Here is a 12,308-nt window from a genome sequence, read left to right on the forward strand (position 1 = left end):
TAAAATGAGTGGAAATTATAGAAGTGTTTTTGATATTATCGGACCTATTATGATTGGCCCTTCTAGTTCACATACAGCCGGTGCAGTAGCAATTGGCCAAGCAGCTAATAAGTTATTTGGTGGCGTACCCAAAAAAGTAACTGTTCATTATTATGGTTCGTTTGCTCAAACTCATCGTGGCCATGGTACAGATTACGCTATTGCAGCTGGTGTAATGGGTTTTGCGACGGATGATCCTCGTGTTCCAACTGCTCCAGAAATTGCTCGTGATAATGGAATTGATATTCGATTTGTTGAAGAGGCGGGTGAAAGTCCGATAAATCACCCTAATACAGCTGTTTTAGAAATGTCGGCACCAGGAAAGAAAGTAAGGATTTCAGGATGTTCAATTGGTGGGGGAGCAATTGAAATTCGTGACTTTGTTTTAGATGGTGTAGAAGTTCAACCGTCAGGACCGCTACCAATTATTATTTTTGTTGATAAAGAGAAAAAACATGAAAATGCTCTTCCAGTTACTGCAGAATTGGAAAAGGTTGCACCATTTAGTCGTAAGCAAGTATTACAAGGAGAAAATTGTGATATTTACGAATACGATATCAAAAACTATATGCGTGATGAAGTAATTAAAGAATTAAAAGATAAATTTGAAAATATTATTTGCTTATAAATTTAAGAGGAGTGTTCATTATGTATGATAGTATTAAGGAAATCGTTGATGACTCTATGCAATCTGGGAAACCCATTTCAGAATTAATAATTGAACAAGAATGTAAAACTTCTGGATTACCGCGTCATGAAGTATGGGACAAGATGAAACATAATCTTGAAACAATGCGTGCGGCGGTAAAAAAGGGCTCTGAAGGACAAGGTGTTTTTTCAAAAACAGGTTTGACCGGTGGAGAAGCAGTAAAGATCAAAAATTATAGAAAAAATAAACAATCACTTTCTGGCGATGCCATGATGGAAGCAGTACAAGATGCAATATCAACAAATGAAGTAAATGCATCAATGGGAATTGTATGTGCAACACCAACAGCCGGATCTGCCGGAACTCTTCCGGGGATTATTTTTATGTTAGAGAAACGTTTAAAATTAGATGAAGAACAAATGGTTCGTTTCCTATTTGCAGCTGGTGGTTTAGGAATGGTAATTGCAAATCACGCTGGTATTGCTGGTGCAACTGGTGGATGTCAAGCCGAAGTTGGGAGTGCCTCTGCAATGGGTGCGGCAGCAGCTGTTGAAGTAGCAGGTGGTAATGCAGAGCAGAGTTCACAAGCTCTTGCAATGGCAATTGCTAATTTGCTAGGATTAGTATGTGATCCAATTGCAGGCTTAGTTGAGGTTCCCTGTGTTAAGCGAAACGCAATTGGTGCGGGTAATGCATTAATATCTGCTGATATGGCTTTAGCTGGATGCATAAGTAAGATTCCTGCGGATGAATGTATTGAAGCACTAGATAAAGTTGGTCATGGATTACCAGAATCGCTTCGAGAAACAGGTATTGGTGGTTTAGCAGGTACGCCAACCGGTCAAGCAATTCGTGCAAAAATTTTTGGTGATAAGGCTTAGTATATTTAAATAGGTTGAAAATTGGTTATGAGAGACAAGCAATCAATAAAAGATGACATCATACAGCAATTATCCACAGTTATTGATCCAGAATTACGAGTAGACATTGTTAATTTAGGCCTTGTATATTCGATTGATTTGGATAATGATGGAATCTGTTTAATTGAAATGACATTAACAACGATGGGGTGCCCGCTAACCAATGTTTTAGCAGACATGGTGACTAAAGCTGTTAAGAAGGTTCCTGAGGTGCGAAATGTTGATGTCGAATTTGTTTGGGAACCAGCATGGACGACAGAACGGATGAGTCGCCTTGCTAAATTAACGCTTGGAATTCATTAGTTAATTGGATAAAGGTAGAAAGTTTTTCGGAATAATCATACTTCCGGAAAGCTTTTTTCGTGTTTTACGAAACAAAATATAAAATTTTTGAAAAAAATTAAAAAATAGTGGAAAAAGGGTAGTGAAATTATTTATTATTAAAGGTAGTTATTAAGACAAGGAGCATACTTATGGCGAGTGTAGAAACTAATAATGATTCACTTGATGTTACTCAAGTAATCAATCAACAGATTATTACAAAGATAAAGTATTTACGACGCTTTAACGATGCAATTTCGAACCACCGTGATCGTGAAATCTACCAGTTGCTAGATAATCAACGATACGCTAAAGAAATCGAACACCGTGAACAACAACCAAATGATGAAGGGGTAATGAATCTTGTAGATGATTTAGCTGACCAGCTAAGCAACTATTTAAGTGAAAACCTGATTAAATACTTAGGAAAAACTTATCCATTCTTTTATTATGAAGAATATCAAACCGGTCATTACCGAATTTATTTTGGTAACTGGTGGGATCGGCGTCAATTTGGTGAATTAGATGTATTAAACGTTCGTTTTTCATTTGATCAGACTGAATATGATAAATTACAGACAGCTTTTGAGCTATCTCGGGATAATAAACGTTACAATAGTGAACGAATTAATAAAATTTCGAGTGAAAATGATCGATTACAAGATTTGATTGATCATCAACATGACCGTGAAGAAAAAAAGGCAGAACTTCAGGAACAATTAAAGGATGTTAGTTCACGGTCTGGAATTTGGGAATCAAGTCGCAATAAGGAAAGTCGTCAAGAATTAGTTGACCAGTTACAAAAACTTGAGGATCAAGAAGAAGAGGCGCGTAATGCAGTCCAGACAATCAAGGATAATGAACGGGTAGTATTATCCTTATCTAAAGAAAATACTATTTTGAGTTATGAACAAAAGAGTATTGTCGATACATTTGGCAGCTTTGAAGACTTTGAGTTGGCCAATCGCAATTTATACGCTAACTATTTAGCAAGTTTAAATGGCAAAGAAGGAAAGCAGGTGGACAACGATGAGCAATAATCGAATTGTGACATCACCTAGCGAACGTGTTCAAGCGTTGTCTGATTCCTTTAAAGATGTTCTTAACTTGGGTCGCCGTTATGTTGAATTGTTAGATCAATTAGCACAAACTAAGGATACGAAGAATTTATTGTCAGCAACGACTAAGTTAGCGAAAATGGATTTGGCAAATGCTTTTGTTGACTTTCCGCCACACTATAAAGCTGCAGACTATTACTTGATTTTTATGGATCGATTGTTGAAGATGCATGGCGATACAGCAATTAATGTTGCCGAAGAAGAGTTAAGCCATGAATTTAAAGCAACTGTTGCATCAATTGGTGATGAAGCTACCTTTAAATTTGAAATTGATAGTCGTGGAGAGGCTGCTTTTACAGAACAGAGTCAACACGAACCGCTATTCTATCTTAGCTTAGAGGAAAAATTAATGCAGTTTAATAACCGGGCACTGGTTAACTACTTTATTATCTATGCATTAAAACAACATACTGACCTAGAATTGAGAGATGCTGTAAAGCCAATGGTTGCTTTTGCAAAGTACCTTCAAAAAGATTTAGATTTTACAATTGATCTAGGAATTCTTGCAACCGAAAATGACCGTCGCTTCATGTTAGCTAAGCCAGAATTATCATTGACTGTAATTGATCGATTATTTGTTGCAACCGCAGACCAGGATTATATGTTGATGAATTTACCACGTAATAATGGTGCAGAGCTTTTACTTGATCGTGGCATAAAGCTTGATATAGCCTTTGATCCTGATGATTATAGTCAAGAATGGGCATTTTTAGTTAAAGATCCTGATGCTCAGGTTTCTTTCTTTGATGTGCTTTTACACTACGAGTTAGTACGTAAATGGTATTTAGACGATCGTGATGCGCTTGCTGTTAGAACTAATCATATGGAGATTGCTGATGATGATTCTCAGCAGCTTGACGATGTTCCGGTGGTTGCATCCATTAATGATGACTCTACTGAAACAGACACTATCGATGAAGAAAAGAATGAAAAATAATAAGATTTGTTTTAGGTTCTCTTATTATAGGAGGATAATTGATGCTTGATATTACGAAAATGCTCCATCAAATCATTGACTTAGAATTGAAGATTGATGAAGAAAAGGAATTAACGATTGGTCCTGCAACGCGCAAACAAACAATCTTTGTTGATCTTGATTTAGCGTTATCTGAAGTAGCCAAATCAGCAGGCTGGTATCGAGTTGTTGCACCTAAAAAACTAGATGAAGAAAAGTTGTTGGCAGCTTATGTTCGGTCATTTGCGTTGTTGCTATTATTTAGTGCTAAGATGCAGTGGACGCACTTGGTTGTTATTGATGATGTAAGCTGGCAACGAATTACAAGTGCTAAAAAGTCAACCAAGTTAGCGGACTTAAACAAATCGTACTTAGCACTTAAACACTTTTTAAGTGATGCTTACTTTAACCATCAGCAAGAAAGCTATCGACATGCTTGGCATTTATTTTTAAAAATGGGAATGGTAGACTGGCAATTACAACCAGCCCAAATAGCTGCTGCTTACCAGCAAATGATTAAATCTTATGACAAATAAAAATTGATTCCTATTATATAATTTGACTTTATAGAAAAAAGGCGACAAGGATTTTACTTCCCTGTCGCCTTTTGTTGAACGGAATATTATAAAGATTAAGCTTTTCGATCTCGTAAGCGGTTGGCTGAAGCACCATGTTTACCAGTCGATTGGTTATTTGGATTGCCAAACATGACTTCACCAATTACTGACGCAACCAAAATTAAAACAATAATAAAAAATGGTAACATTACAATCACCTCAAAATTAAAAAGCAATCTCTATATATACAATATTATTAAAAGGGTCTATTTGGCAATTGTTTTGTAACATAATTAAGATTATTTAATAAAATGTTTAAAAAGTGACAAAAAAGTTGGAAATTAACCTCCTCGAGAGCCTGGTTAGTTCCTGCGATTAGACTCTATAAGTTCGCATACTATTAGTAATAGGTTAAGGCCGAGAAAAACAACTTGTTTTTCCCGGCCTTTATAACATTTATGAAGTGGGGCGAGCGAGACTCGAACTCGCAACCCTCGGTTTAGAAGACCGATGCTCTATCCAGTTGAGCTACCGCCCCAAACAGACTTAAGTATATAATTTTCGTCTAAGTTTTGTCAATACAAAATAAATCATTATAAAAAAATTATTAACTTAAAGTCATCACTTACGTTGACAAAGCGCTTCCAAAGCAACTATACTTTAAAATAGTAGAAGTACGAAAGTGGGAAGGATTTAAGCTGTATATGGAAGGATGATGATTAAATGGCTGCTAATAAGACAGACCCGCGCGTAGTCAAGACACGTAATAGTCTGCGCAAGGCTCTTGTATATCTAATGAGGCGTGAAAAGCTTGAAGATATTAGCGTCCAGAAGATTACCGAAACTGCCAACATCACCCGCGGAACTTTCTATCTCCATTATAAGGATAAGCATGATTTTATTAGATCTGCTATTGAAGAAATTATTGATGATTTCTTTGACCAAGTAATGATTGATAGCGATTTGTCAAAAGAGCGAACGGTGCAGGTGTTCTCACTTCGAAAGGCGTTTCAGTATATCGAAAATGAAGCCGATATTTTTGATGTTCTATTGAATAACGAGAAGAATAATTTCTTTTATGAACAACTTTACAATCGGTTGGCAAATGAAATGACATACTTTAACGAGCAAGTCAACAAGAACCAGCAATTGGAAGTTCCACTAAATTTGCAGATCTCCTTCATTGGCTCAGCATTTTTAGGCTTGGTAAGTCGATGGCTAGAAGATGGCATGATTTACACTCCACGATACATGACTCAAAGCGTGGCAAAAATGTTAGGTCAATATAGTAGCAATAATATCACCTTGGTTGAATTCTTTTATGGTGAAAAAGAAGTAACCTTAGAAGAAATCTAATTGCTGCTATGAGGGATAAATGGCTGAAGACTTTTCTTCAGTCTTTTATTTTGCCGTTTATTACTAAGATGGTTGACGAATAGTAAATTATTTGATATTATACAAACGTTGTATTTGTGAACCAACAACTACAACCGCGCGTTACCAAGTTAAAAGCATCCTGCTGCTTGGTTCGGCGAGTCTGAGATATTAAGGAGGTGCACAAAGTATGTACGCAATTATTGTTACTGGTGGTAAGCAATACAAGGTAGAAGAAGGTGCTTCTATCTACGTTGAAAAGCTTGATGCTAAGGAAGGCGACAAGGTAACTTTTGATCAAGTTATCTTTGTTGGTGGAGACAACACTAAGATTGGTACTCCTGTAGTTGATGGTGCTTCAGTTGAAGGTACTGTTGATAAGCAAGGTAAGGAAAAGAAAGTTGTTACTTTCAAGTACAAGCCTAAGAAGCACACTCACACTAAGCAAGGTCACCGTCAACCTTACACTAAGGTTACTATTAACAAGATCAATGCTTAATGTGGAGGTGGGATCATGATTCGAGCAAGTTTTTCTTTAGATTCGAATCAGCGGATCACTTCTTTCAAATTAACTGGGCATGCTGATTCTGGTCCTTATGGGCAGGATATTGTGTGTGCTGCAGTATCTGCATTATCTATTTCGACAGTGAACGGCCTTGAGCAAGTAGTTCATGCGGCACCTCATGTTGAACAGGATAATGCTAATGGAGGCTTTCTAAAAGTTACAGATTTAAGTTTGGAACGTGAGAGTCAGATTTTACTTCGAACTCTTCTAAATGGATTGATTGATATCCAAGAAAGCTATCCCCAAAACATTAAAGTAAAAATGTTTAATTAAATTTCATCGCTGGAGGTGAACGATTATGATTATGGATTTGCAATTCTTCTCCCACCACAAGGGGGGTGGTTCCACTGCTAACGGTCGGAACTCAGCTGGTCGTCGTCTTGGTACAAAGGCTGCTGATGGTTCAATTGTAACTGCTGGTTCCATCATCTACCGTCAACGTGGTACTCACATCAACCCTGGTGAAAATGTAGGCCGTGGTGGAGACGATACTTTGTATGCTAAGGTAGCCGGTGTTGTTAAGTTTGAACGCATGGGTCGTAGCAAGCGTAAGGTATCTGTTTACCCAGTTGCCGAATAAATTAAAAAGGTTATAAATGTTAGTATATCGACGTTTGTAACTAGTTAATGCCCCTTCTTAATATGAGAAGGGGCATTATTAATTTGAAATGGACGACTATTTAGCTGTACTGTAAAGCATTCTGATTAATTGCTTAGAATGTATTGATGTAAGAATATCGGATAAAGATTTTTTATGGGTGTCATAATCAAAGTTGAGTCGAGACAATTCTCGGCTTTTTCTTTAGTAAGGGAATGGTGAACATTACTATGACAAGAATTGAACGATTACAAAAAAAGCTACCACAGCTTTTTATTGATGCAATGTTAATTACCGATGAAAAAAATATTTTCTACTTAACGGGTTTTGATTTAATGCAAGGTGACGGTGCATTATTGATCACTAGTGAGAATGCAATATTAATTACTGATGACCGTTATCAGTTGGCCCTTGAAGAATATAAAAATGATGAGGTTGTCGGGACGATTACACGTGATTACTACGGGGCCTTAAATAAGATATGTCAGGGGCTAAAGGTTGAGGTACTCGGTTATGAAGATACCATTTCTTATTACTTGTTTGATGTGTTAGATGAGGTAATGACGGCAGATATTGTTCCTTTCCATAATCAAGTTGAGCAAATGCGAATGGTTAAAGATAATCATGAGCTAGCTACTCTTTCTAAAGCTGCTTCTCTGCATACTGCTGGTTATAATTATATTTTAGAAAGAGTCCATCCAGGGGTTACAGAGCGGCATATAGCGAATGTTCTTGACTTATGGATGAAGGAAAACGGTGCGACTAAGGCATCATTTCCGACAATTGTTGCTAGTGGAAAAAATGCCGCCAAGCCGCATGCAACTGCCTCAAATAAGGTGATTGAAGATGGTGACATTGTGACGCTTGATTTTGGTTACTATGTTGACGGTTATACGGCTGATATGACACGAACATTTGCGGTAGGATCAATTGACCCAGAGTTACGCGATGTTTACCAAATTGTCAATGAAGCCCGTCAAGCAGTTATTCAATCAGCACGTGTTGGTCAACGTGGTGATCTATTAGATGCTGCTGGCCGGCAATTAATTGAAGAAGCAGGGTATGGTGATGAGTTCAACCATGGGATGGGACATGGAATTGGATTATCTGTTCATGAGTTACCAGCTAGTTACGGACCGACAACTAAAAAGATAAAATTACATAATAATGAAGTAATAACCGTCGAACCGGGTATCTATATTCCAGAAATTGGTGGCGTCCGCATTGAAGATGATATTCTTGTTACTCATGGGGGAGTAGAGGTTTTGACTACTGCGCCCACAGATTTAGTTATTGTTGGTGAATAAATGGACTTATCAAATTTATATTCTGATATCAACCGCCGAGGATGTACTGCAATTCAGAATGATAACGTACGTATAGACGAATATTTAACTGAAAAAAAGACCGACCAGCGTTTAGGGTTAACGTTACTTACCTCGTTACCAGCACATATTTGCCGGAATATTGATATCTGTTTGCAGGCATTTAAACGACTAGAGCCAAAGCAATACTACTACTCGGCAGCACAGATGCACATAACGATTATTGATATCATTGCTGCTAATTCTAAGTTTTGTTTATCACCCTTAGAAAAGAAAAAATACATGGAAATACTAACACAGATTATTTCGGAAGTAGGGACAATTCATTGGAAATTGCAGGGACTGATTGTAAGTCCTGACGCAATTTTGGCAAAGGGGTATTATTCTGATAATTTAGTAAAATTAAGAAACTTGATTCGACATGAAGTACCGCTAAGTGGATTGCCATTTCAAGAACGCTACCCAACAAATTCAGGGCATGTTACGGTAGCACGTTTTATATCTCCAATTCAACATCCTCATCAATTTCTTAGCCTACAAGAAAACGTTAATAATATCGATTTAGGAAGTTTTAGTACTCCTATTATCGATTTGGTTGTTCATGATTGGTATAATTATCACCCACAGTTGCTTTCGACGATTGCAATTAATAATTAAGCGAGTTGTTGTATTGCAATTCACGCCGACTTAGTGCAAAATAGAAATGATTACTAAACAGATAAAATAAATTGGAGGGCTGACGATGGCTGAAGAATCAAAGATTGTTTTAAGTAGTGAAGATCAATCACTCGGGACAATTCAAATTTCGCCACGAGTTTTAGAAATTATTGCGGGAATTGCCGCAAGTGAAATCGATGGTGTCTCAAAGATGTATGGTTCGTTTGCTAATAGTGTAAGTGAACTTTTAGGACGCTCTGATCGCCGACGTGGAGTAAAGCTTTCCAGCAATGATAAGGATTTGTCACTTGATGTTGACGTTTATGTAGCATATGGTGTATCTGTTCCCAAGGTAGCAGCGAAAATTCAGGAAAAAGTTAAGCAACAGATAACACTAATGACAGATTTAAAAGTTAAAGATGTTAATGTTCATATCAAAGGAATTGTAACATCAAAAGAAGACCAACAAGTAGACCCTAATGACTTGTTTGGTGAACATTTAGATGATGAGGCTGGTGAATAGTATGGGGTTGAACCGACACATGATTCGTGAGGAAGCTTTTCAAGTCTTGTTTGCACTTCAGTCAGACCCTGAGGCAGACATTCAGACAATTTATGAAGCAATTCCTCATCACGATGAAAAGCAGATTCCAACTTACTTATTAACACTAGTAAATGGTGTTCGTGACCATCAGGAACAGTTAGATGAACAAATTAATAAATTGTTAGCAAATGGCTGGACCATCAGACGGTTGGCTAAAGCTGACCTTGTGATTTTACGATTGGCTTTATTTGAAATTCAATATGTAGAAAATGTTCCAACGGTTGTTGCGATAAATGAAGCGTTAGAGTTGACGAAGACATTCAGTAGTGATAAATCGCGTAAATTTATCAATGGGGCACTTGGTAAATTTGAAGAACAAGTAAATCTAGAAAAATAAGATGAAATGGCGGGCAATGGTGTAAGACCAAGAGCCCACCTTTTTTGTATATAGGCAGTTATGGTAGAATATAGATTGAAATTTAAAGGAGGAAATCACTGTGGCGACAATTATTGATGGTCGATCTCTTGCCAAAACAATTAATACGCAGACTTCAAAACGGGTCGCAAAATTAAATCAGCAAGGTATTCATCCAGGAATTGCGGTTGTAATTGCTGGTGATGATTCGGCAAGTTTGATCTATACACGTAATAAACATAAAAAGGCAATGAAGCTGGGAATTAACTCAGTTCTTAAAAAGTATCCTTTTAATGTTAGTCAAGATGAATTATTAGCGGAGATTGATAAATTGAATAAGGATGACTCTATCGATGCAATTTTGGTTCAACAACCAATGCCACCACAAATTGATTCGCGGATAATTACTAATGCCATCAGTCCTGAAAAAGATGTTGATGGGTTAAATCCTTTAAATCTCGGTAAATTATTTGCAAACCAAAATACTAACTACCCGATTGCATGTACTCCTCGCGGGATTATGCGAATGTTAGAAGAATACAATGTTAAATTAAAAGGGCAAAACGTGGTAATTATTGGACGGAGTATTTTAGTAGGTAAGCCCTTATTAGCCTTGCTTAACAATGCTGATGCAACAGTTACAATGGCCGGAAGAAGTACAACGAATTTATCAAGATTAACTCAAACGGCTGATATTTTGATCGTTGCTGCAGGTGTTCCGCACCTTATTAGTGCTAAAGATATAAAAGCGGGGGCAACTGTGATTGATGTTGGGATTAACCGTTTGAGTACGGGAAAGCTAACTGGTGATGTTGATTTTGATAGTGCAAAGGAAAAGGCAGGGTTAATTACCCCCGTGCCTGGTGGTGTAGGTCCGATGACAATTGCAACCCTGATGGAGCAAACAGTTGATTTAGCACAGTGGAGGCATCATGGATAGAAGCCAATATTTAACAGTTAGCGAGTTAACTAAATACCTAAAAACAAAATTTGATCGAGACCCATATTTACATACGGTTTATTTAACTGGTGAGATTTCCAATTTTCGTTTACGTCAGCGTCATCAATACTTTAGTTTAAAAGATGATAATGCGTTGATTGATGCGGTAATGTTTGAACGGCAATATCGTAAAATTAAATTTACGCCGGAGCAAGGGATGAAAGTGTGTGTAGTTGGCCATGTTAGTCTCTATGAAAAAAGTGGTCGCTACCAGATTTATATTGATCAAATGGAACCAGATGGGTTGGGCTCTCTTTATTTGGCGTTCGAGCAATTAAAGAAGAAATTGAGTACGGAAGGTTTATTTGATTTACCTAAAAAAACAATCCCAATGTTCCCCAAGCGAATTGCGGTTGTTACCAGTATCGATGGGGCAGTTATTCGTGATATTAATACTACTGTTCGCCGTCGTTATCCAATTGCCCAGGTCGTCTTATATCCAACGGTTGTACAGGGAGACAAGGCAGCAGCGGATATTGCTCGACAGATCACTCGTGCAAATGACCGTGGAGATTTTGATACCTTAATTATTGGACGGGGTGGTGGTTCAATAGAGGATTTGTGGCCCTTTAATGAAGAAGTTGTTGCACGGGCAATTGTGGCTAGTAAAATCCCTGTGATCTCATCAGTTGGTCATGAGACGGATACAACTATTGCTGATTTGGTAGCTGATCGTCGTGCTGCAACGCCAACCGCAGCAGCAGAGTTAGCTACTCCTGTTCAATTAAATGATGTTTTAATGACAATTAAGGATGATCAGAATCGCTTATTGAATACAATGCGGACGCAAATTAATTTTGACCGGCAGCAACTAGAAAAACAATTACAAAGCTATATCTTTCAGCAACCTACGCGTTTGTATGAAAATTACGCCCAAAAAGTTGATCAATTAACACAACAGCTTGGTCAGGTAGCACACAATACAATTCAAAATACCCAGATTAAGCTTGAACGACTGCAATCCCAGCTAATGGCAAGGTCACCATTGCATCAGATTCAGCAACAGGAACAAATTGTTAACCAATTAAAAAAACAATTAGTAACGTCAGCATTAGCTAACCAAAATGATAAACAGCAACAAGTTACAAGTTTAATCAAACAATTGGATTCATTAAGTCCGTTAAAGATCATGAGTCGGGGCTATACCTACGTAACAAGTAAAGGAAAAGTTGTAAATCATGCTAAACAGTTAGCGGTTGGGCAACAAGTTCAATTACATTTTGATGATGGTGAAGTTCAGGCAGAGATTAAAAAAGTAAAGGAGCATTAAG

17 protein-coding genes, 1 tRNA gene and 1 other annotated feature are annotated in these 12,308 nt (G+C 37.5%); of the genes, 16 read left to right on the plus strand and 2 right to left on the minus strand.

The genetic code is table 11. The annotated features are described in order from the left end of the window. The first annotated feature begins 4 nt into the window (after nt 1-4). The 6 genes from sdaAB (at nt 5) to H5S39_RS09795 (ending at nt 4,538) form a co-directional block, all read left to right on the plus strand. Nucleotides 5-667 carry an L-serine ammonia-lyase, iron-sulfur-dependent subunit beta gene (gene sdaAB / locus H5S39_RS09770; protein ID WP_182595274.1) on the plus strand — a complete coding sequence of 221 codons (663 nt, stop codon included), beginning with the start codon at nt 5-7 and terminating at the stop codon, nt 665-667. A gap of 20 nt (nt 668-687) precedes the next feature. Continuing rightward, entirely contained in the window at nt 688-1,569 is an 882-nt protein-coding gene (sdaAA, locus tag H5S39_RS09775) for an L-serine ammonia-lyase, iron-sulfur-dependent, subunit alpha (RefSeq protein WP_182595275.1), read from the plus strand. A 27-nt stretch (nt 1,570-1,596) separates the two neighbouring features. Beyond that, nucleotides 1,597-1,911, plus strand: a complete 315-nt coding sequence (locus H5S39_RS09780; protein WP_182595276.1) for a metal-sulfur cluster assembly factor — start codon at nt 1,597-1,599, stop codon at nt 1,909-1,911. Between the two features lie 170 nt (nt 1,912-2,081). Then, the gene (locus H5S39_RS09785) at nt 2,082-2,969 is read left to right on the plus strand and encodes an exonuclease SbcC (RefSeq protein WP_182595277.1); all 888 of its coding nucleotides are present in this window, start codon (nt 2,082-2,084) and stop codon (nt 2,967-2,969) included. Next, the gene (locus H5S39_RS09790) at nt 2,959-3,984 is read left to right on the plus strand and encodes a hypothetical protein (protein WP_231832830.1); all 1,026 of its coding nucleotides are present in this window, start codon (nt 2,959-2,961) and stop codon (nt 3,982-3,984) included. Before H5S39_RS09785 ends, H5S39_RS09790 begins: the two co-directional genes overlap by 11 nt. A gap of 41 nt (nt 3,985-4,025) precedes the next feature. Then, nucleotides 4,026-4,538 carry a hypothetical protein gene (locus tag H5S39_RS09795; RefSeq protein WP_182595278.1) on the plus strand — a complete coding sequence of 171 codons (513 nt, stop codon included), beginning with the start codon at nt 4,026-4,028 and terminating at the stop codon, nt 4,536-4,538. Between the two features lie 95 nt (nt 4,539-4,633). On the opposite strand, the gene H5S39_RS11660 is transcribed toward H5S39_RS09795, so the two are convergent. Together H5S39_RS11660 and H5S39_RS09800 are read right to left on the minus strand one after the other, a co-directional pair. Beyond that, on the minus strand, nt 4,634-4,768 hold the full coding sequence (locus H5S39_RS11660) for a hypothetical protein (protein ID WP_259407330.1): 135 nt from the start codon (nt 4,766-4,768) through the stop codon (nt 4,634-4,636). Nucleotides 4,769-5,023: 255 nt separating this feature from the next. Beyond that, nucleotides 5,024-5,097 (minus strand) — tRNA-Arg (locus H5S39_RS09800). A 185-nt stretch (nt 5,098-5,282) separates the two neighbouring features. Here H5S39_RS09800 and H5S39_RS09805 point away from each other — a divergent pair. From H5S39_RS09805 to xseA, 10 genes are all read left to right on the plus strand, one after another. Next, nucleotides 5,283-5,915 carry a TetR/AcrR family transcriptional regulator gene (locus H5S39_RS09805; protein ID WP_182595279.1) on the plus strand — a complete coding sequence of 211 codons (633 nt, stop codon included), beginning with the start codon at nt 5,283-5,285 and terminating at the stop codon, nt 5,913-5,915. Nucleotides 5,916-6,037: 122 nt separating this feature from the next. Further along, nucleotides 6,038-6,108 (plus strand) — a sequence feature (ribosomal protein L21 leader region). A gap of 15 nt (nt 6,109-6,123) precedes the next feature. Then, nucleotides 6,124-6,432 (plus strand): 50S ribosomal protein L21, encoded by a 309-nt coding sequence (gene rplU / locus H5S39_RS09810; RefSeq protein ID WP_182595280.1) that lies wholly within the window; start codon nt 6,124-6,126, stop codon nt 6,430-6,432. Between the two features lie 15 nt (nt 6,433-6,447). Next, nucleotides 6,448-6,771: a ribosomal-processing cysteine protease Prp gene (locus H5S39_RS09815; RefSeq protein WP_182595281.1), complete on the plus strand. Its 324-nt coding sequence runs from the start codon at nt 6,448-6,450 to the stop codon at nt 6,769-6,771. Nucleotides 6,772-6,796: 25 nt separating this feature from the next. Then, complete coding sequence (rpmA, locus tag H5S39_RS09820; protein ID WP_003664006.1) at nt 6,797-7,078, plus strand: 50S ribosomal protein L27; 282 nt, start codon at nt 6,797-6,799, stop codon at nt 7,076-7,078. Between the two features lie 248 nt (nt 7,079-7,326). Next, a complete protein-coding gene (locus tag H5S39_RS09825) occupies nt 7,327-8,403 on the plus strand; it encodes a M24 family metallopeptidase (protein ID WP_182595282.1) in 1,077 nt (358 codons plus the stop codon). Then, nucleotides 8,404-9,078, plus strand: coding sequence for a hypothetical protein (locus H5S39_RS09830; RefSeq protein WP_182595283.1), 675 nt, complete (start codon nt 8,404-8,406; stop codon nt 9,076-9,078). It begins immediately after the preceding gene. Nucleotides 9,079-9,163: 85 nt separating this feature from the next. Further along, on the plus strand, nt 9,164-9,601 hold the full coding sequence (locus H5S39_RS09835) for an Asp23/Gls24 family envelope stress response protein (RefSeq protein WP_182595284.1): 438 nt from the start codon (nt 9,164-9,166) through the stop codon (nt 9,599-9,601). Between the two features lies 1 nt (nt 9,602). Next, a complete protein-coding gene (nusB, locus tag H5S39_RS09840) occupies nt 9,603-10,019 on the plus strand; it encodes a transcription antitermination factor NusB (RefSeq protein ID WP_182595315.1) in 417 nt (138 codons plus the stop codon). Nucleotides 10,020-10,119: 100 nt separating this feature from the next. Continuing rightward, entirely contained in the window at nt 10,120-10,977 is an 858-nt protein-coding gene (locus H5S39_RS09845) for a bifunctional 5,10-methylenetetrahydrofolate dehydrogenase/5,10-methenyltetrahydrofolate cyclohydrolase (protein WP_182595285.1), read from the plus strand. Beyond that, on the plus strand, nt 10,970-12,307 hold the full coding sequence (gene xseA / locus H5S39_RS09850; protein ID WP_182595286.1) for an exodeoxyribonuclease VII large subunit: 1,338 nt from the start codon (nt 10,970-10,972) through the stop codon (nt 12,305-12,307). The genes H5S39_RS09845 and xseA overlap by 8 nt, the downstream gene beginning before the upstream one ends. The last annotated feature ends 1 nt before the right edge of the window (nt 12,308 follow it).

Source organism: Limosilactobacillus rudii (assembly GCF_014145455.1).
GTDB classification, from domain to species: Bacteria; Bacillota; Bacilli; order Lactobacillales; family Lactobacillaceae; genus Limosilactobacillus; species Limosilactobacillus rudii.